Genomic DNA, 20,818 nt, shown 5'->3' with positions numbered 1-20,818 from the left:
TCTGTCAAACAGTGACTACACTGGTTTAAAGGGGTGAATGACAGGGGTCATTTGCCTGGCAGGTCTAACTCCGACAGGAGCCATTTCGTGAAAGACTTATTAAAGTTTCTGAAAGCGCAAACCAAGACCGAAGAGTTTGATGCGATCAAAATTGCTCTGGCATCACCTGATATGATCCGTTCATGGTCATTTGGTGAAGTTAAAAAGCCAGAAACAATTAACTACCGTACGTTCAAACCAGAGCGTGACGGTCTTTTCTGTGCCCGTATTTTCGGACCAGTAAAAGATTACGAATGTTTGTGTGGTAAATACAAACGTTTAAAACACCGTGGTGTTATCTGTGAGAAGTGTGGCGTTGAAGTTACACAAACTAAAGTTCGTCGTGAACGTATGGGTCACATCGAATTAGCTTCTCCAGTTGCTCACATTTGGTTCTTGAAATCACTGCCGTCCCGTATCGGTCTGCTGCTGGATATGCCACTGCGCGATATTGAACGTGTACTGTATTTCGAATCTTATGTTGTTGTTGAAGGCGGGATGACTAGCCTTGAGCGTGGACAAATCTTAACAGAAGAGCAATATCTTGATGCATTAGAAGAATTCGGTGACGAATTCGATGCGAAGATGGGTGCAGAAGCTGTTCAGAACTTGTTACAGAGCATGGATCTGGAACAAGAGTGTGAAACGCTGCGTGAAGAGTTAAATGAAACTAACTCTGAAACTAAACGTAAGAAACTGACTAAACGTATCAAGTTACTTGAAGCATTCATGCAATCAGGCAATAAACCTGAGTGGATGATCTTAACTGTACTGCCTGTGTTACCACCAGACTTACGTCCATTGGTTCCACTTGATGGCGGTCGTTTTGCGACTTCAGACCTGAACGATTTATATCGTCGTGTGATCAACCGTAACAACCGTTTAAAACGCCTGCTTGATTTAGCAGCACCAGACATTATCGTACGTAACGAAAAACGTATGTTACAAGAGTCTGTGGATGCGTTATTAGATAACGGTCGTCGTGGTCGTGCGATTACGGGTTCTAACAAACGTCCTCTGAAATCTTTGGCTGATATGATCAAAGGTAAACAAGGTCGTTTCCGTCAAAACCTGTTAGGTAAACGTGTTGACTATTCTGGTCGTTCTGTAATCACCGTTGGTCCATACCTGCGTCTGCATCAGTGTGGTCTACCGAAGAAAATGGCTCTTGAGTTATTCAAACCATTTATTTACGGAAAACTGGAAACCCGTGGTTTAGCGACAACAATCAAAGCCGCTAAAAAAATGGTTGAGCGTGAAGAAGCGGTTGTTTGGGATATCTTAGATGAAGTTATCCGCGAACACCCAGTGATGCTGAACCGTGCACCAACACTTCACCGTTTAGGTATTCAGGCATTTGAACCAATCCTTATCGAAGGTAAAGCTATTCAGTTACACCCACTCGTTTGTGCGGCATATAACGCCGACTTCGATGGTGACCAAATGGCGGTTCACGTACCATTGACATTAGAAGCACAGTTAGAAGCTCGTGCGCTGATGATGTCAACAAACAACATTCTGTCTCCAGCAAGTGGTGACCCAATCATCGTTCCTTCACAGGACGTTGTATTAGGTCTGTACTACATGACTCGTGACTGCATCAATGCCAAAGGTGAAGGCATGGTGTTAAGTGGCCCTAAAGAAGCTGAACGCGTTTATCGCGCAGGTTTAGCCTCTTTACACGCACGCGTTAAAGTACGTATCACTGAAGAGATCAAAGATGGCGAAGGTAACATCACCACTGAAACTAGCTTAAAAGACACAACTGTCGGCCGAGCTATTTTATGGATGATCGTACCAAAAGGCCTACCTTACGCGCTGGTTAACCAACCATTAGGTAAGAAAGCAATTTCTAAAATGCTGAATACCTGTTATCGCGTATTGGGCTTGAAGCCAACAGTTATTTTTGCTGACCAAATCATGTATACCGGTTTTGCTTACGCAGCACGTTCAGGTGCTTCAGTAGGTATCGATGATATGGTTATCCCTGCGAAAAAAGCAGAGATCATTGCAGAAGCAGAAGCAGAAGTTGCAGAAATTCAGGAACAGTTCCAATCCGGTCTGGTAACAGCGGGCGAACGTTACAACAAAGTTATCGATATTTGGGCTGCGGCGAATGAGCGCGTAGCAAAAGCGATGATGGAAAACCTGTCTACTGAAACCGTTATTAACCGTAATGGTGAAGAAGAACAACAAGTATCTTTCAACAGCATCTTTATGATGGCTGACTCCGGTGCTCGTGGTTCTGCAGCTCAGATTCGTCAGTTAGCAGGTATGCGTGGTTTGATGGCTAAGCCAGATGGCTCAATCATCGAAACACCTATTACAGCAAACTTCCGTGAAGGTCTGAACGTACTCCAGTACTTCATCTCAACTCACGGTGCTCGTAAAGGTCTTGCGGATACCGCACTGAAAACAGCAAACTCCGGTTACTTGACTCGTCGTTTAGTTGACGTTGCACAAGACTTAGTCGTAACAGAAGACGACTGTGGTACAACCGAAGGTGTTATGATGACTCCGGTTATCGAAGGTGGTGATGTTAAAGAACCACTGCGTGAACGTGTATTAGGTCGTGTGGCTGCAGAAGATATTCTGAAACCAGGTACTGCCGATATTCTTGTTCCACGTAACACCCTGTTAAACGAAAAACTGTGTGACTTGTTAGAAGAAAACTCAGTTGACAGCGTGAAAGTACGTTCAGTTGTAACCTGTAACACAGACTTCGGTGTGTGTGCTAATTGTTATGGTCGTGACCTTGCTCGTGGTCATATCATTAACAAAGGTGAAGCTATCGGTGTTATCGCGGCACAGTCAATCGGTGAACCAGGTACACAGTTAACGATGCGTACGTTCCACATCGGTGGTGCGGCATCTCGTGCGGCAGCAGAATCTAGCATTCAAGTACGTAACAAAGGTACTCTGAAGCTGTTTAATGCGAAGTTCATTACTAATACTGCTGGTAAATTAGTTATCACTTCTCGTAACACAGAATTACGTTTAATTGACGAATTCGGTCGTACGAAAGAGAGCTACAAAGTACCTTACGGTGCTCAATTAGCGAAGGGTGATGGCGAAGCGGTTAACGGTGGCGAAACTGTTGCTAACTGGGATCCACATACAATGCCAGTTGTGAGTGAAGTATCTGGTATCATCCGTTTTGCAGACATGGTTGATGGTCAAACTATCACACGTCAAACAGATGAATTAACAGGTCTTTCTTCACTGGTTGTTCTGGATTCAGCAGAGCGTACAGGTAGCGGTAAAGATTTACGTCCAGCATTACGCATCACTGATGCACAAGGTAATGACGTATTAATCCCGAATACTGATATGCCAGCACAGTACTTCCTGCCAGGTAAAGCGATTGTTCAGTTAGACGATGGCATTACAATTAACGCAGGTGACACTTTAGCGCGTATTCCACAAGAATCTGGCGGTACTAAAGATATCACCGGTGGTCTGCCACGCGTTGCTGACTTGTTTGAAGCTCGTCGTCCGAAAGAGCCTGCAATCCTTGCTGAAATCAGCGGTATTGTTTCGTTCGGTAAAGAGACTAAAGGTAAACGTCGTCTAGTTATTTCTCCATTAGACGGTAGCGATGCATACGAAGAGATGATCCCTAAATGGCGTCAACTTAACGTATTCGAGGGTGAGGTTGTGGAACGCGGTGATGTTATTTCCGATGGTCCAGAATCACCACACGACATTCTGCGCTTACGTGGTGTTCATGCGGTTACTCGCTATATCACTAACGAAGTACAGGAAGTTTACCGTTTACAAGGCGTTAAGATTAACGATAAACACATCGAAGTTATCGTTCGTCAGATGCTACGTAAAGTTACCATTGAGAACGCAGGAAGCTCTGAGTTCCTCGAAGGCGAACAGGTTGAATACGCTCGCGTTAAAGTTTCAAACCGTGTTCTGGAAGATGATGGTAAAGTACCAGCAACGTATGCTCGTGACCTGTTAGGTATCACGAAAGCATCTCTGGCAACTGAATCCTTCATCTCTGCTGCATCGTTCCAAGAAACAACTCGTGTTCTGACGGAAGCTGCGGTAGCGGGTAAACGTGATGAATTACGTGGCTTGAAAGAAAACGTTATTGTTGGTCGCTTGATCCCAGCTGGTACTGGATATGCGTATCACCAAGATCGTATGAAGCGTCGTCAATCACAATTGCCGACAGATGAAACTGAAACAACAATCAGTGCTGATGAAGCATCTGCTAACTTAGCAGAATTACTGAATGCTGGTTTTGGTGGATTAAAAGACTAAAATCTAATTTAGATTAGATTGAAATGCCCTCCATTGTGAGGGCATTTTTTGTTTCTGTTCTACATAAGTAGGCGAAATGATGAGAATAATATCTAAGATTTTGATTATTCTATGTTTTATTTTTACTGGATTTGCTTCAGCAGTGCCTTATGAAAGAGGTATTCCAACAGAAGCTCAATGGGATTTAAAAACGCCCATTACAACATTGATGCAACTTCGCCAACAAAAAACGTTATATGCGTTTGTGGGGGATAAATTGCAACCTGTTGCAGAACTTTTTCCTAACCAAGGTTTTTATGCATCAGTTACAGAGGGTGATTACCACAAAATACAATTTGGGAATGCTCAAGGTTATCTTGAAGCGGGCTATCTAGAAGATGGCTATTTTGAAGATATTGCCTCAATGAAACCAGATAAGAAAATACGTTTCTTATCAGATCGCACGAAGAAAGCAGATTATCCTATCTACGAATATTTAATTACGACAAAAAATACTCCTATCTATAGTGATAAAGATATTACTAGTCCACAAATAGCGACACTCTTACCCAATTTACGTTACCCCGTGTTATCTCGCACAATAAAAGAAGGTACTAATGGAAGTAAAATCAATTGGTTTGAAATCTCTTTAGGTGATCGCTTAGGTTATATTTCATCAAGGGATGTAAAGCCTGACTTAGGGATACCAGTACTTACTTATCACCATATTCTTAAAACTACGGAAAACCATAATTTTCGTCATACATCAACAACAACATCATTAACTGCATTTACAGAGCAGATGAATTATTTAAAAGAAGCTGGATATGAAACGCTTTCGCTCAATCAAGTTGCTGGCTATTTAAATAAGAGTGTTAATTTGCCAGGCAAAGCTGTTGCATTAACATTTGATGATGGTTTGCAATCCGTTTATCGTTATGCTTATCCTCTTTTAAAAGAAAATGGTCAACGAGCAACACTATTTGTTATCTCATCACGAATAAAATCCAAAACACCTAAGTGGGCACCTAATTCATTACAATTTATGAGTTGGCAATCACTCAAATCGAGTCGTGATGTTTTTGATATTCAATCACATTCCCATTTTTTACATCGTTTAGATAATAATAAAAAACCTATTATTTTTAGCCGTCAGTCCCACACAATTATATTAGACTTACAACGCTCACAACGTGTATTGCGATTATTAAATCCACATCAATATGCCTTTGCATATCCTTTCGGTGGATATAATCAAAGGGCAATTACTGCAGTCAAAGCGTCTGGTATGACATTGGCGGTGACAACTCAACAGGGAAAAGTTCGTTTAGGTGATCCTCCTTTTGCACTAAAACGGCTCTATGCTTTGAGTACAGATCCTATTGAGAAATTTGCGAGGATGGTGGGTAATGATGAATATGAAGTCGTTAATAAAAATATCGTTGTTGATAAATAATTAAAAATAAAATTTATAATCTTAAAAAATACCTTTGATATTTATTGAAGGTATTTTTTATTCCTCTATTACCAATTCAGTTAAGATCAATAAATAACTTATATTTTTCAGATAATTATGATGATTTTTTAGTGATAAAAATTTATTTTTTTCTGTAAGCTGGCAATCCAAATTCAGTATGGAGCTAGTTATGAAAAAGCCTATATCTATATCTTCTTATGATTCTGCATTTAAACGCTTTATGATGAATGTCAGTAATGCGAAAGATTTCTTCTTTGTTCATTTACCAGAGGAATTAAAAAGTCATTGTGATTTTTCGACGTTACAATTACAAAATTCTTCTTTCATCGATATTAAATTACGTTCTCGTATGTCTGATATTTTGTATTTAGTCAAAACCAAAGAGGGTGATATTCCTATTTATTTACTGATAGAGCATCAATCTAGGCCAGATAAAATGATAGCTTGGCGCATGATGAATTATGCATTTTCCACTATGAATCAACATTTACAGCAAGGTTATAAATCGTTGCCTCTCGTTGTTCCTATTTTGTTTTATCATGGCAAGAAAAAACCTTATCCTTTTCCTGTTAATTGGATGTCATGCTTTCCACTTACTTCACTTGCTAATAAGCTTTATTCTAATAATTTCTCTTTAATTGATTTGACTTCAATTGATGATGATATTTTGCTGACACATAAAAAAGCAGCGGTAATGGAAATTGCAATGAAGTATGTTAATAGTTGTCATGATCTTAATAAGATTGCAATGCTTCTATCAAAAGCAATAAATCAGAAAAACTGCAGAGATGAGGACACGATTATTGTCGTAGAATATTTATTCTCAATTCTGGATGCATCAGACTTTGAATTTGTTATCAATAAAATAGTTGAACAGGTAGATAGCCACAGAGAGGTGATTATGAATATAGCGTGGAGATTAGAAAATAAAGGGTTTGAATTAGGTAAAACGGAAGGTATTGAGATTGGTAAAAAAATAGTACAAATAGAATTAGCTCAAAATTTATTAAAAGAGAATTTTGATCTTTCATTGATCGAAAAAATATCAGGTTTGAGTATGCAAGAACTTGAAGAATTAGCAGTATAAGAATTAAGTTAATTATTTTATATAATATTAAATTAAAAATATCCTAAGACATTATTTATAATCTTTTATTTTTCTTTAATTATTTTAAGTTTATTACATGTTATTTTTATTGAGTTATTTAATAAAAACCGCCTTTATTATTTTTAATTAAATTAATTAAAAGCGGTTTTATATTATTCAAATTTTAATTAACGACCCAAGTAATTATCCCAATCTTTCCATACAGGTTGTAATCCTCGCTCTTTTAATACGTTAATAACATCATTTACATGGCGATTATCATTAGGTGAAAACTGTTCTAGCTCTTCATGACTATCAGAATATCCACCGGGTTGGGTTTTAGATCCTGCGCTAATATTATTAATTGCTAACGGCACTGTGTTATCGCGAAAATAAGGAGATTCTCGTGTTGAAAGTGAAAGCTCAACGTCTGGTGCCAAAATGCGAAAAGCACAGATCAATTGAACTAATTCAGCTTCACTCATTACCGATGCAGGGCTAAGCCCACCAGCGCAAGGACGTAAACGAGGAAAAGAGATAGAGTAACGGCTTTTCCAATAGCGTTTTTGTAAGAACAAGAGATGTTCTGCCACCATATAACAATCGCTACGCCACTGGCTTGAAAGGCCAATCAACGCACCTAAACCAATTTTATCAATTCCTGCTTGCCCTAATCTATCAGGTGTTTGTAGTCGCCAATGGAAATCTTGTTTTTTACCTTTTAGATGATGAAGCTGATAAGTTGGTTCATGATAGGTTTCTTGATAAACCATCACGCCATCAATACCTAGTGTTTTTAATTCTGCATACTCTTCTGTTGCAAGAGGTTGTACTTCCATCATTAATGAACTGAAATTTTCTCGAATAAGAGGGATATATTGGCGAAAATAATCCATACCCACTTTTCTTTGGTGCTCTCCAGTCACTAATAACAAGCTATCAAAACCTAATTGCCTGATGCTATTGCATTCAGTGATGATTTCATTTTCATTTAATGTTTTACGTTTAATGGCATTACTCATTGAAAAACCACAATAAGTACAGTCATTCGCACATAAATTAGAAAGATAAAGCGGCACATACAATCCCACTACATTACCAAAACGTTGTCGAGTGAGTTGTTGAGCACGTTGTGCCATAGGCTCTAAATAATGGCGACCCGCAGGCGAAATTAGCGCCATAAAATCATCAAGTGTAAGGGAATGGCGATTTAATGCGGCTTCAACATCCGCATTGGTTTTACTATTGAGTTTTAATGTAATGTCATCCCAGTCGAGTTGTTGCCAATAATCAGAAAAAGTGTCCATTAGAATGCCCCTAAGTATTGGGTTAATGGACTAGAGGCTTGCGCTTGCATATTCACAGCTGAAGCAGGTGTCGCAAGTCCTGATTGTCGAGCAAGTTCACCAGCATCAAGCGCTGCTTTAAATGCTTGCGCCATTAGAATAGGATTTTTGGCAACAGCAATTGCGGTATTAACTAATACTGCATCAGCACCTAACTCTAAAGCTTCGAGAGCATGACTTGGTGCACCAATACCAGCATCAACAACAACAGGAATTGAGGCTTGTTCAATGATAATTCGTAGGAAATCACGAGTCTGTAAGCCTTGATTTGAGCCAATAGGAGAGCCTAATGGCATTACAGCTGCACAGCCAACTTCTTCTAAACGACGACATAAAACAGGATCAGCACTGCAATAAGGTAAAACAACAAAACCTTCTTTAACGAGGATTTCAGCGGCTTTAAGTGTTTCAATAGGATCAGGTAATAAATATTTAGTGTCAGGATGAATTTCTAATTTTACCCAATGGGTGCCAAAGGCTTCTTTGGCTAAACGAGCCGCAAAAACAGCTTCTTGTGCTGTTTTTGCACCAGATGTATTAGGTAATAATTTTACCCCTAATGATTTAAGTGGTGCGATTAAGTCATCATTACCATTCTTTAAATCCACACGCTTCATTGCCATGGTTACTAATTGGCTACCCGAAGCCTTAATGGCTTCCGTCATTAGCGTTGGTGTTGCAAATTTTCCTGTGCCTGTAAAAAGTCTAGATGTGAATGTTGTATCAGCAATTTTTAACATATCAGCCCCCTGCAATTGCTTGGAAGAGAAGAATAGTATCGCCATCATTAATAAAATGTGTTTCCCAATTTTCACGGGGCACAATGGTTTCATTGACAGCAAGCGCCACACCGATGTGTGGCTGTTCTAACTGAATAAGGAGCTGACAGATAGTGACAGGCATATCCAGAGAATATTGTTCGTCATTTACGGTAATGTTCATGCTACCCCTCGACAAACAGGACATGTTTTTGATGGTGTTAAATGCAAAGTACTCCAATTTTGTTTTCTACCATCAAAAAGGCGAAGTTTCCCACTTAGAGAACAAGGTAAGCCTGAGAGTAATTTGATTGCTTCAAGGGCTTGAAGTGTGCCAATAACCCCAACAACAGGCCCTAATATACCTGCTGTTTTGCAGTTTCTTTGTGGCTCAGTTTCATCAGGATAAAGACAGTGATAGCAACCGTGAGTAAAAGGAGGTTCAAATACCATAAGCTGACCACTAAAGCCCACGGCACTGCCACTAATAAGCGGCGTTTGCTGTGCGACACAAGCACGGTTAATCGCTTGACGAGTGAGCATGTTATCGGTGCAATCTAAAACTAAATCGACCTCTTTAACTAATTTAGATAATGAATCATCATTAATACGTTGTTTATAAGAGGTAATTTTTATATCCGGATTTAGTGCAAGTAGAGACTGCTTTGCGATCTCTGATTTGGCATCGGGAATATCTTGAGTGCGATAAAGAATTTGACGCTGTAGATTAGAAACATGTAACTCATCATCATCCACTAAAATAAGCTCACCAATACCTGCACCAGCAAGATAAAGTGATGCGGGAGAGCCTAATCCACCAAGCCCAATAATCAATACCTTTGCTTGTTGAAGCTTGTTTTGACCTTCTAAGCCAATATCTTCTAACATCACTTGTCGGCTATAACGCATAAAATCATTATCATTTAGCATGATGGTTTTCCTTCCACTAATTCTAATAATTTACGAGTCACTTGTTGCCAATCTGGTGCTTTTGTTATTGCACTGACTAAGGCAACGCTCCCCACCCCAGTTGCAACAACATCAGGTACTCTTTCTAGTGAGATCCCACCAATAGCAACAGTTGGAAAATCAGGTGTCTGTTCTACTTGATGTTTGAGTGCCTTCAATCCTTGAGGTTTAGATGGCATATCTTTGGTCGTTGTTGGAAATATATGCCCTAATGCGATGTAAGATGGACGTAATGTTTTCGCTCTTTGTAATTCAACTTCGTCATGAGTGGAAATACCAAGGCGTAATCCTGATTGTTTAATGGCATTAAGATCAGCAATATCGAGATCTTCTTGGCCAAGATGAACACCATAAGCGTGATGTTTAATGGCGAGTTGCCAGTAATCGTTGATAAACAGTCTTGCGTGATACTGTTTGCCCAGTTTTATCGCTTCGATGATCTCTTGTTCAACGTCGTCTGGCTGTTTATCTTTTATGCGTAATTGCAGGGTGGTAACGCCTATTTTTAATAGGCGTTCGATCCATTCAACAGAATCAACAACAGGATAAAGCCCAAGCTTTTTTTCTGTTAATGCAAAAGGTGTATTAGAGGATCTGTTCATTTTCAGTCACCTCAACACTGGCGATTTCTGCACTGTGGTATAACTCACTTCCATGCTCTTTAAAGGCTTGAGACATTTGCTCCATACCTGCCGCATAATCGCGTACTTCTTGTGTTATCTTCATTGAGCAGAATTTAGGACCACACATCGAACAGAAATGAGCGACTTTTCCTGAAGCCTGAGGTAGCGTTTCATCGTGATATTGACGTGCAGTTTCAGGATCAAGAGCCAAGTTAAATTGGTCTTCCCATCTAAATTCAAAGCGCGCTTTCGACATTGCATTATCACGAATTTGAGCGCCGGGGTGTCCTTTTGCTAAATCGGCTGCATGAGCGGCGATTTTATAAGTGATAAGACCTTGTTTCACATCTTCTTTATTAGGTAAACCAAGGTGTTCTTTTGGCGTAACATAACAGAGCATTGCGCAACCAAACCAGCCAATCATTGCTGCACCAATACCTGATGTGAAGTGATCGTAACCCGGCGCAATATCTGTAGTGAGAGGGCCTAATGTATAAAATGGTGCTTCATGACAATGTTCCAATTCCTCTGTCATATTGCGGCGGATCATCTGCATTGGAACGTGGCCAGGGCCTTCTATCATGACTTGAACGTCATACTCCCATGCAATTTTTGTCAGTTCACCTAGAGTATGTAATTCAGAAAATTGTGCTTCATCATTGGCATCTTGAATCGAACCCGGTCTTAATCCATCTCCCAGTGAGAGGGAAACGTCATAAGCGGTACAAATTTCACAGATTTCACGGAAATGTTCGTAGAGGAAATTCTCTTTATGATGTGATAAACACCATTTTGCCATTATCGAACCGCCACGAGACACTATGCCCGTTAGGCGTTTTGCTGTCATTGGCACATAACGTAACAATACACCTGCATGAATAGTAAAATAATCAACCCCTTGCTCTGCTTGTTCAAGCAAGGTATCTCGGAACATTTCCCAAGTGAGATCTTCAGCAATACCGTTAACTTTCTCGAGTGCTTGATAAATTGGAACTGTACCAATAGGAACAGGGCTATTACGAATGATCCACTCACGCGTTTCATGAATATAACGGCCCGTTGAGAGATCCATTACGGTATCCGCTCCCCAGCGTGTAGACCAAATTAGCTTTTCAACTTCTTCTTCAATTGAGGAGGTGACCGAAGAGTTCCCGATATTGGCATTCACTTTCACTAAGAAATTACGACCAATAATCATTGGCTCTGATTCTGGGTGATTGATATTGGCAGGAATGATTGCTCGACCAGTTGCAACTTCTTGGCGTACAAACTCAGGGGTAATATTGTCAGGGAGATGAGCACCAAAGCTAAACCCTGCGTGCTGTTGGCGTAAAACTTCGCTACGAATTCTCTCTCGCCCCATATTTTCACGAATAGCAATAAACTCCATTTCAGGCGTAATAATGCCTTGGCGAGCATAATGCAATTGGGTCACACTTTTGCCATTTAGCGCTTTTTTAGGGCTTGGTTTTAAGGGAAAACGCAGATGCTCTAATCCGGCATCAGAAAGGCGCTGCTGGGTGAAATCCGAACTTAAAAGTGAAAGCGTTTCAGTATCATTGCGCTCATCAATCCAAGGTTGGCGTATTTTTTTTAAGCCAAGGTTAACGTCAAGTTGAGAATCAGGATCACCATAAGGGCCTGATGTGTCATACACTGGTACAGGTTCATTATCTTCAAAAACAGGGGAATCTTTTGATCCTCCTACTAGCGTTTTATCAAGCTGGATCTCACGCATGGGTACTTGAATGTCAGTACGTGAGCCTTCGAGATAAATGCGTTTTGAATTGGGGAAGCTTACGCCTTGAATGGTGCTGATAAACTCTTGAGCAGCATCACGTTGCTCTTTTCGTGGACGCTGTTTGTTGATCGTTGGTGAAATATCTTTAACGGATATAGTTTGATTTTGGGACATAGCATTTCCTAATAAATATCATGCAGGCTATTAGCCTGTCGGGTGAATATTGAGAAAAATGCTTGTCTGGAGGTCGCAGGGAGTATCGACAGATAGGTGTATATAGATGTGTGAAAAATATACGCAATGAAGCTATCAAAAGGTCGAATCACTCTTGTTCCCTTCGCGGGTATTAACCCGATCAGGTTCCGCGGATCCCGAATTAACGGTCTCAGCCTGTGTTTATAATAGCCTTATAAACACTAGGCACTCCGACAAGAAGAAGTCCAGTATATGAAAGATTTTAAAAACTACAAGCCCGATATGGGTTATTTATTTAAATCCTAATATTGTTGTTCCCAACCTTTCATTTGTGAAATTTGAATAATGGTTACACTCAATAACATTAATATAATTTATGTTTTTAGTGAGTGGATGTTAATGAATCATAGAAGACAGAGATAATACATTGAGAGGTTCTTGCTAAAGAGAGTATCCTCTATTCTATATCATTATTTTGGATAGAATGGTCGTTATGCATTTATATACATTAACAGGCTCAGAAAAGGGCTGGTGGACAGTCAGTCTTGGTGGACGAGTGTGGTTACCTAAAGGTGAACTTCCGTTTGGCTTAGCTAAAGATTGGGATCTCATTGGTCAGCACGCCAAAATTGTGGGTGAATGGCAAGGTGAAACAGTTTGGCTTATTCATGGAAAAATGGATAACGACATGTGCTCACCAAGACTTATCGCCTCACAAGATGAAAACTTATTTAAATTAGTCGGTCGTGGTGTGCAACTGGCTGAGTTTTATCGTTCTCACCGTTTTTGTGGTTATTGTGGTTCTAAAATGCGTCATAGTGAGAGTGAATGGGCGTGTTTATGCGATAACTGCCATGAACGTTATTATCCGCAAATTGCCCCTTGCATTATTGTGGGTATTCGCCATGAAGATAAGATCTTATTAGCACATCATGTTAGGCATAAACATTCACCTCTTTACACTGTACTCGCTGGTTTTGTTGAGGTTGGTGAAACATTAGAAGAAGCAGTGGCTCGTGAAGTGTTTGAAGAGAGCAATATTCGTATTCGCAATATTCGCTATGTATCATCTCAGCCTTGGCCGTTTCCTCACTCTTTAATGATGGGATTTTTGGCCGATTATGATGGTGGCGAACTACAACATGATCCTTCTGAATTAATGAGTGCGGGTTGGTATCGTTACGATCAATTACCCCAGATCCCACCACCAGATACTATTGCTCGACGCTTGATAGAAGATACGATAGCGAATATCAGACAAGATAAAGAAAAGAGCTAAATAAAGGCGCTGTCTGCCAACAGTTATTTTTCCAGCATGTTACAATGCATGCTATTTTGCGGCCCTATTACTGTTAATGGAGTTAGTCATGAGTGAGTTGAAAAACGACCGCTATTTACGTGCGCTGTTGCGCCAACCTGTTGATGTCACCCCAGTTTGGATGATGCGTCAGGCAGGCAGATATCTTCCTGAATACAAGGAAACACGGGCACAGGCGGGAGATTTCATCTCATTGTGCAAAAATACAGAATTAGCATGTGAAGTGACATTACAGCCTTTAAGACGCTTCCCTTTAGATGCCGCTATTTTATTTTCTGATATTTTAACTATTCCAGATGCAATGGGGCTAGGTCTTTACTTTGAAACAGGTGAAGGCCCTCGTTTTAAATCACCTATCAACAGCCTTGCTGATATTCAAAAACTGCCTATTCCTGATCCTGAAGATGAACTGGGATATGTGATGAATGCAGTACGTGCCATTCGTCATGCATTACAAGGTAGTGTGCCATTAATTGGTTTTTCAGGAAGCCCTTGGACACTGGCAACCTATATGGTTGAGGGTGGAAGTAGTAAGGCCTTCACAAAAATTAAAAAAATGATGTATTCAGAGCCTCAAGCTCTACATCTATTACTGGATAAACTGGCAGATAGCGTTATTCTGTATCTGAATGCTCAAATTAAAGCGGGCGCACAATCTATCATGATCTTTGATACATGGGGTGGTGTGCTAACAGGGCGTGATTACCAACTCTTCTCATTACACTATATGCATAAGATTGTTGATGGTCTTATCCGTGAATATGATGGAAGAAAAGTACCAGTCACTTTATTTACCAAAGGTGGTGGCCGCTGGCTAGAAGCTATGGCTGCGACAGGTTGCGATGCATTAGGACTTGATTGGACGATTGATATTGAAGATGCACGCCGTCGAGTTGGGGATAAAGTTGCGCTACAAGGTAATATGGATCCTTCTATGCTGTATGCACCACCTGCCAGAATAGAACAAGAAGTCGAAACTATTCTTGCTGGGTTTGGTAAAGGCAACGGTCATGTCTTTAATCTTGGGCACGGTATTCATCAAGATGTTCCACCTGAACATGCTGGTGCATTTATTGATGCGGTTCACCGTTTATCGAAGCCTTATCATCAGGATAATGATTAATACCCAACAATTACGTCAGGAGCAGACAGAAAAAGCTCAACAGATTATTCTAACAGACCAATTCACAGCACCAATTTATATAGCTGGTGCTGATGTTGGTTTTGAAGACGGTGGCGCGGTCACTCGCGCTGCCATCGTGATAATGCATTACCCTTCTTTCGAAATTCTTGAATACCAAATCGCGCGAATTCCTACGACTCTTCCTTATATCCCTGGGTTGCTTTCATTTAGAGAGTGTCCAGCGTTACTCGCTGCTTGGCAATTAATCAAACAGAAGCCTTCTCTTATTTTTGTCGATGGACAAGGTATTGCTCATCCTAGAAGGCTTGGTGTTGCAAGTCATTTTGGTTTATTAGTGGATACACCGACTATTGGTGTGGCAAAAAGTCGTTTATGTGGCATTGATAAAGCAGTTAATGAAGAGGTGGGAAGCCATGAGCCGTTAATGGATAAGAATGAGCAAATAGGGTGGATTTATCGCAGTAAGAAAAAATGTAAAACCCTGTATGTTTCTCCGGGTCATAAAGTGAGTATGGAAGGTGCTTTGCAGTGGGTTGAGCGGTGTATGAAAGGATATCGATTGCCAGAACCAACGCGTTGGGCTGATGGTATTGCTTCAAATAGGCGATTATTTGAGCAGTTGAATAAGAATAAGCTCTAAATGACCGGGAAATATGTGGATATTTTTAATTTTCAGGTAAACTGCGCCTAAGTTAAGAAAATGAGTAATCACGAATGTTGAAGAACCCAATCCATTTACGTTTAGAAAAGCTAGAAGCTTGGCAACACCTGACGTTTATGGCATGCCTGTGTGAGAGAATGTACCCAAATTATCAGGTATTTTGTCGTGAAACAGGTTTTACCGATCCAATGCTTTATCGCCGTATTCTCGATCTGGTTTGGGAAACTTTAACGGTGAAAGATGCAAAGGTTAATTTTGATTCTCAATTAGAGAAATTAGAAGAAGCTATTCCTGATGCATCTCAGTTCGAGATTTATGGTGTCTATCCTGCGATTGATGCCTGTGTTGCACTTAGTGAAATTGTTCACTCTCGTTTAAGCGGTGAATCATTAAGTCACGCTATTGAAGTGAGTAAATTATCAGTAGGGACAGTTGCTTCACTTGAAATGACACAAGCAGAAAGAGAAATGAGTGAAGAAGAGCTTAGATCTCTACCTGCTGTTATTGAAGAATTCGATATCCAATGGGAAATTTACCGTCTACTTGTAGAATGTGAAGAAAGAGATGTCGAACTGATCAAAGGTCTACGTGCAGACCTTCGTGAAGCTGGAATGAGCAATATCGGTATAGAATTAACGCACTAAATCAGAAAAACGTGATTTAGTGCTTGAAAAGCGACGTTTAAAGACTTCACATCACCCCCGTGTATGTTCTACATTGGGTACGAAAAGAAGTGGCTCAGGTGTTTTACTTAATTTATCCTCTTAAAAAGATAAGTTAAGTTTTTTCACCAGATGTTTTTCAAACGATAAAACATACTTTAAGGACTATTTTATGAACAAAGCTGAATTAACCGAATCAGTTGCTGAAAAAGCGGATCTGACAAAAACTCAAGCAAAAGCTGCTATTGAAGCGTTTATCGATTCAGTAACAGGTGCTCTGAAAGAAGGCGATTCTGTACAGTTAGTTGGTTTCGGTACATTCAAGGTGAATCACCGTGCAGAGCGTACTGGTCGTAACCCTCAAACTGGTAAAGAAATTAAAATTGCAGCAGCTAACGTTCCTGCATTTACTGCCGGTAAAGCACTGAAAGACGCAGTAAAATAATTCCTTTGAACGGAATGAACAATAGAGGGGGATTTACTCCCCTTTTGTTGAAACGACAGGGGCTGTTAGCAATAGGATCTGCTTTTTTGCTCAGCGCCTGCTCCTCTACTGTGCAGCTACTTGAATTTTCTGCAACAGGTTATATTGCGGACGAAGGCATTGTGCGATTATGGCGTTTAAATAATACAGCGTCAGAACCTCAAGTGATCATGAGTGTTTATAGCTTTTATAAAAAGCCAGAAACTGTCATCACATTCTATGAGTATCGCCAAAATAAGCTTTGGCAAGTCCGCTCTGAAGTTATCAATCCTACCGAGCCCTCATCTTGGCACCTTCGTTTAAATAAACGTGGTGAAGTTATTTTCATGCAACAAGAAAGCCAGAAGCAAAAACGAGCATTAACAGAAGATGAACGTTTAAGAATGGTGTTTGCTGCAAGTAAAGAGCGTGAAATCAGCGAAGCGCTTACTATTGGGAAAGTAAATTTAGTACAGGGTGTCTGGTATCAAAATACAATGACAACATGTGCTGGCGAGAAGGTGAGTGTTTCATTTGAAGATCCAGAACAACGCTGGTTAAAAACAAGAACACGTAATTCAAGTAAGCCTTCTTATGTTGCTTGGCTTGATTCACCAGAAGGTAAGCAATTACTGATGGTTGCAGAACACGATTTTTGTAAATGGGAACCAACAAAAGAGAGCTTGTGATCACTCCCTTTTGCTGTTGTTAATTTATTTTTTTAAGCGTGCAATCGCTCGATAACCGATATCATGGCGATAAAAACTACCATCCCAATGAATACCTTTCGCTAAAGCATAAGCATTTTTTTGAGCTTGCTCGATATCATCACCTAATGCAGTCACACATAATACTCGCCCGCCAGCAGTGATAACTTCGCCTTTGTCATTGAGTGTTGTTCCAGCTTGAAATACCTTTGCCGTTGTTGACGATGTTGGTGTTAAGCCTTCGATAACATCACCTTGACGATAATCCGCAGGGTAACCGCCTGCTGCAATCACAATCCCTAAAGCTGGGCGAGGATCCCAATGGGAATCTTTATCTTTTAAATTACCTTTTGCTCCGGCTAAACAGAGTTCAACTAAGTCAGATTGCATACGCATCATAATAGGTTGAGTTTCTGGATCACCAAAACGACAGTTAAACTCAATAACTTTAGCAACACCTTGTTTATCAATCATCAGTCCAGCATAAAGGAAACCTTGGTAACGATGACCTTCAGATGCCATTCCCTTTACTGTTGGATAAATGATTTTTTCCATTACTTGCTGGTGGATTTCTGGTGTAACAACAGGTGCAGGTGAATATGCACCCATTCCTCCTGTATTCGGGCCAGTATCTCCATCGCCAACACGTTTATGATCTTGGCTTGTTGCCATTGGAATAACATGTTCACCGTCAACCATGACAATAAAACTAGCTTCTTCGCCATCAAGAAATTCTTCGATAACAATGCGGTGCCCTGCATCACCAAAAACATTGCCAGCCAGCATATCTTTAATGGCAGCTTCAGCCTCAGCTTGTGTCATTGCAACAATAACGCCTTTACCTGCTGCTAAACCATCTGCTTTAATAACAATCGGCGCGCCCACTTTATTGAGGTACTCAAGTGCAGGTGCTATCTCTGTAAAATTTTGATAATCCGCAGTTGGAATTTTATGTCGAGCTAAAAAATCTTTTGTAAAAGCTTTAGAACCCTCTAATTGAGCGGCTCCTTTTGTTGGACCAAAGATGGTCAGTCCCGCTGCTTTAAAGGCATCAACAACACCAATAACAAGTGGGGCTTCAGGGCCAACAATCGTTAAATCAATATTATTCTCTAGAGCAAAGGCAATTAATGCAGGAATATCCGTTGCACTGATTGCAACGTTTTGTACGCCTTGCTCTAACGCTGTTCCAGCATTACCCGGCGCAACAAAGACTTGTGTAGTAAGCGGTGATTGAACGGCTTTCCAAGCTAAAGCATGCTCACGACCACCATTACCAATAATCAAAATCTTCATATCAATACCTTATTAATGACGGAAGTGGCGCATATTGGTGAAAATCATCGCGATGTTATGTTCATTTGCAGCTGCAATCACTTCATCATCACGAATTGAACCACCAGGTTGAATAACACAAGTCACACCGGCAAGTGCTGCCGCATCAATACCATCTCTAAATGGGAAGAATGCATCTGATGCCATTGCACAACCTGCAACTTCTAAGCCTTCATCAGCGGCTTTAATCCCCGCGATTTTTGCAGAATACACACGGCTCATTTGCCCTGCACCAATACCGACAGTCATATCGTTTTTTGCGTAAACAATGGCATTTGATTTTACAAATTTTGCGACTTTCCAGCAGAAGAGTGCATCTTTAAGTTCACGTTCACTTGGTTGACGTTGAGTGACTACTCTTAAGTTTTCTTCTTTTACCATACCCAAGTCACGATCTTGAACTAATAATCCACCATTAACACGTTTGAAATCTAACGCTGGTTTAGCTTCTTGCCATTGACCACAAGCTAATACACGAACATTTGGTTTTGTTTCTAAAATCGGTAGCGCATCTTCATTAATAGAAGGAGCAATGATCACTTCAACAAACTGGCGTTCGATGATTGCACTTGCTGTTTTTGCATCTAATGGGCGATTGAATGCGATAATACCGCCAAATGCAGAAGTTGGATCGGTTTTAAATGCATTGTCATATGCTTGTGTGAGAGTGTTCGCAATTGCAACTCCACAAGGGTTTGCATGTTTCACAATAACACATGCAGGCTCGGAGAATGATTTCACACATTCTAACGCGGCATCAGTATCAGCGATGTTGTTATAAGAAAGTGCTTTGCCTTGTAATTGGTTTGCAGTGGCAATAGATGCTTCCTCTATATTCTCTTCTATATAGAAAGCTGCTTGCTGATGAGCATTTTCACCATAACGCATATCTTGTTTCTTTATATAGTTCAGATTTAAGGTACGGGGGAAAGTACCTGATGGTTGTGAAGTATCACCATAATAAGGTGCAACCTTCTGACCAAAGTAGTTAGCAATCATTCCGTCGTAAGCAGCTGTATGTTCAAAGGCTTTAATCGCCAAATCAAAGCGTGTGTCTAAAGTAAGACTATTTTCGTGATTATCCATTTCTTCAATCACTCTTTCATAGTCATTACTATTTACTACAATCGTAACGTCTTTATGATTTTTTGCTGCGGAGCGAACCATTGTTGGTCCACCAATATCGATATTCTCCACTGCATCTGCTAATGAGCAATCTGGGCGAGCTACCGTCTTAGCGAAAGGATAAAGATTTACGACGACCATATCGATAGGTTGAATTTCATGTTCTTCCATAATCGCATCGTCTTGTCCACGACGACCTAAAATTCCACCATGTACTTTAGGGTGCAGCGTTTTCACTCTGCCATCCATCATTTCTGGGAAACCTGTGTAATCGGAGACTTCAATAACCGGTAAGCCAGCTTCTGCTAATAGACGTGCGGTTCCACCTGTCGATAAGAGTTCTACTTCTCTTTCAACAAGTGCTTTAGCAAATTCTAAAATACCTGCTTTATCAGACACACTTAAAAGTGCACGGCGGATAGGACGAAGATGTTGCATGAGTTTTATCCCTTGGGGTTGGTATAACGGTAGTAATGGTGAAGTTAAATCACATTAATACAGTGAAATTGTGTTTGCTTAACTAACATTTCAGAAGATGGACACAAAATCAATCTTACTTAATCGGTCATTATAATAACGCAAACGTTTGCGTTTGACATGCTAATTTTATGTAAAAAGACAGTCTGTGGATAAAATTGTTGATAAGTGCGTATAAGTGGGGGTTTTGCTGTGGAATTAAGCAAACGATTTTTTTTCTAAAAAAAACTATTGCCAGCCTCAGAAAACTCCCTATAATGCGTCCTCGTTGTCACGGCAAACCACGTTAAGTGAGTTAGCCGAGAGAACGAAGAAAAAAGTGAAAAGCCTTGAAAATAAACGCTTGACACTGAATGAGGAAGATGTAGAATGCACCTCCTCGCAACAACGCAGAAGACCGGAAACGGCAGCAAATGTTGCACTGCTCTTTAACAAAT

The 20,818-nt window shown here is 40.3% G+C and carries 17 protein-coding genes and 1 riboswitch; of the genes, 9 read left to right on the top strand and 8 right to left on the bottom strand.

Annotated elements, in window-relative coordinates:
• The first annotated feature begins 87 nt into the window (after nucleotides 1-87).
• The 3 genes from rpoC to ACNARN_RS18015 all read left to right on the top strand — a co-directional run bounded on the left by rpoC (nucleotide 88) and on the right by ACNARN_RS18015 (nucleotide 6,857).
• Nucleotides 88-4,314 (top strand): DNA-directed RNA polymerase subunit beta', encoded by a 4,227-nt coding sequence (gene rpoC / locus ACNARN_RS18025; RefSeq protein ID WP_109374342.1) that lies wholly within the window; start codon nucleotides 88-90, stop codon nucleotides 4,312-4,314.
• A gap of 79 nt (nucleotides 4,315-4,393) precedes the next feature.
• Nucleotides 4,394-5,749 carry a polysaccharide deacetylase family protein gene (locus ACNARN_RS18020; protein WP_349443530.1) on the top strand — a complete coding sequence of 452 codons (1,356 nt, stop codon included), beginning with the start codon at nucleotides 4,394-4,396 and terminating at the stop codon, nucleotides 5,747-5,749.
• Nucleotides 5,750-5,939: 190 nt separating this feature from the next.
• On the top strand, nucleotides 5,940-6,857 hold the full coding sequence (locus ACNARN_RS18015; RefSeq protein WP_198626630.1) for an Rpn family recombination-promoting nuclease/putative transposase: 918 nt from the start codon (nucleotides 5,940-5,942) through the stop codon (nucleotides 6,855-6,857).
• Between the two features lie 188 nt (nucleotides 6,858-7,045).
• Here the strand turns inward: ACNARN_RS18015 and thiH are convergent, their stop codons facing one another.
• The 6 genes from thiH to thiC are packed head-to-tail and all read right to left on the bottom strand — an operon-like array spanning nucleotide 7,046 to nucleotide 12,468.
• Complete coding sequence (gene thiH / locus ACNARN_RS18010) at nucleotides 7,046-8,164, bottom strand: 2-iminoacetate synthase ThiH (RefSeq protein WP_416304795.1); 1,119 nt, start codon at nucleotides 8,162-8,164, stop codon at nucleotides 7,046-7,048.
• On the bottom strand, nucleotides 8,164-8,943 hold the full coding sequence (locus ACNARN_RS18005) for a thiazole synthase (RefSeq protein ID WP_198626629.1): 780 nt from the start codon (nucleotides 8,941-8,943) through the stop codon (nucleotides 8,164-8,166). Before ACNARN_RS18005 ends, thiH begins: the two co-directional genes overlap by 1 nt.
• 1 nt (nucleotide 8,944) lies before the next feature.
• On the bottom strand, nucleotides 8,945-9,145 hold the full coding sequence (gene thiS, locus ACNARN_RS18000; RefSeq protein WP_109374347.1) for a sulfur carrier protein ThiS: 201 nt from the start codon (nucleotides 9,143-9,145) through the stop codon (nucleotides 8,945-8,947).
• Nucleotides 9,142-9,891, bottom strand: coding sequence for a HesA/MoeB/ThiF family protein (locus ACNARN_RS17995; protein ID WP_198621054.1), 750 nt, complete (start codon nucleotides 9,889-9,891; stop codon nucleotides 9,142-9,144). Before ACNARN_RS17995 ends, thiS begins: the two co-directional genes overlap by 4 nt.
• Nucleotides 9,885-10,532: a thiamine phosphate synthase gene (gene thiE / locus ACNARN_RS17990; RefSeq protein ID WP_198621055.1), complete on the bottom strand. Its 648-nt coding sequence runs from the start codon at nucleotides 10,530-10,532 to the stop codon at nucleotides 9,885-9,887. The genes ACNARN_RS17995 and thiE overlap by 7 nt, the downstream gene beginning before the upstream one ends.
• Nucleotides 10,516-12,468, bottom strand: coding sequence for a phosphomethylpyrimidine synthase ThiC (gene thiC, locus ACNARN_RS17985; protein ID WP_416304794.1), 1,953 nt, complete (start codon nucleotides 12,466-12,468; stop codon nucleotides 10,516-10,518). The genes thiE and thiC overlap by 17 nt, the downstream gene beginning before the upstream one ends.
• Before the next feature lie 141 nt (nucleotides 12,469-12,609).
• Nucleotides 12,610-12,732, bottom strand: a riboswitch (TPP riboswitch).
• Between the two features lie 250 nt (nucleotides 12,733-12,982).
• On the opposite strand from thiC, the gene nudC reads away from it, so the two are divergent.
• From nudC to ACNARN_RS17955, 6 genes are all read left to right on the top strand, one after another.
• Nucleotides 12,983-13,768, top strand: a complete 786-nt coding sequence (nudC, locus tag ACNARN_RS17980) for an NAD(+) diphosphatase (RefSeq protein WP_109374356.1) — start codon at nucleotides 12,983-12,985, stop codon at nucleotides 13,766-13,768.
• Between the two features lie 88 nt (nucleotides 13,769-13,856).
• Nucleotides 13,857-14,930, top strand: a complete 1,074-nt coding sequence (hemE, locus tag ACNARN_RS17975) for a uroporphyrinogen decarboxylase (RefSeq protein ID WP_109374351.1) — start codon at nucleotides 13,857-13,859, stop codon at nucleotides 14,928-14,930.
• Nucleotides 14,923-15,591, top strand: coding sequence for a deoxyribonuclease V (gene nfi, locus ACNARN_RS17970; RefSeq protein WP_416304793.1), 669 nt, complete (start codon nucleotides 14,923-14,925; stop codon nucleotides 15,589-15,591). Before hemE ends, nfi begins: the two co-directional genes overlap by 8 nt.
• Nucleotides 15,592-15,665: 74 nt before the next feature.
• Nucleotides 15,666-16,256 (top strand): YjaG family protein, encoded by a 591-nt coding sequence (locus tag ACNARN_RS17965; protein WP_023583105.1) that lies wholly within the window; start codon nucleotides 15,666-15,668, stop codon nucleotides 16,254-16,256.
• 190 nt (nucleotides 16,257-16,446) lie between these two features.
• The gene (locus ACNARN_RS17960) at nucleotides 16,447-16,719 is read left to right on the top strand and encodes an HU family DNA-binding protein (RefSeq protein ID WP_004246922.1); all 273 of its coding nucleotides are present in this window, start codon (nucleotides 16,447-16,449) and stop codon (nucleotides 16,717-16,719) included.
• 44 nt (nucleotides 16,720-16,763) lie between these two features.
• Nucleotides 16,764-17,426, top strand: coding sequence for a DUF1481 domain-containing protein (locus ACNARN_RS17955; RefSeq protein WP_416304792.1), 663 nt, complete (start codon nucleotides 16,764-16,766; stop codon nucleotides 17,424-17,426).
• Nucleotides 17,427-17,450: 24 nt separating this feature from the next.
• On the opposite strand, the gene purD is transcribed toward ACNARN_RS17955, so the two are convergent.
• Nucleotides 17,451-18,740, bottom strand: a complete 1,290-nt coding sequence (gene purD / locus ACNARN_RS17950) for a phosphoribosylamine--glycine ligase (protein ID WP_198621059.1) — start codon at nucleotides 18,738-18,740, stop codon at nucleotides 17,451-17,453.
• Nucleotides 18,741-18,752: 12 nt separating this feature from the next.
• Nucleotides 18,753-20,342 carry a bifunctional phosphoribosylaminoimidazolecarboxamide formyltransferase/IMP cyclohydrolase gene (purH, locus tag ACNARN_RS17945; protein WP_198621060.1) on the bottom strand — a complete coding sequence of 530 codons (1,590 nt, stop codon included), beginning with the start codon at nucleotides 20,340-20,342 and terminating at the stop codon, nucleotides 18,753-18,755.
• Nucleotides 20,343-20,818: the final 476 nt, after the last annotated feature.

It is taken from the genome of Proteus sp. TSJ240517, from assembly GCF_047921575.1.
In the GTDB taxonomy this organism is placed as follows: domain Bacteria; phylum Pseudomonadota; class Gammaproteobacteria; order Enterobacterales; family Enterobacteriaceae; genus Proteus.
This window is presented reverse-complemented; position numbering and strand designations above follow the sequence as displayed.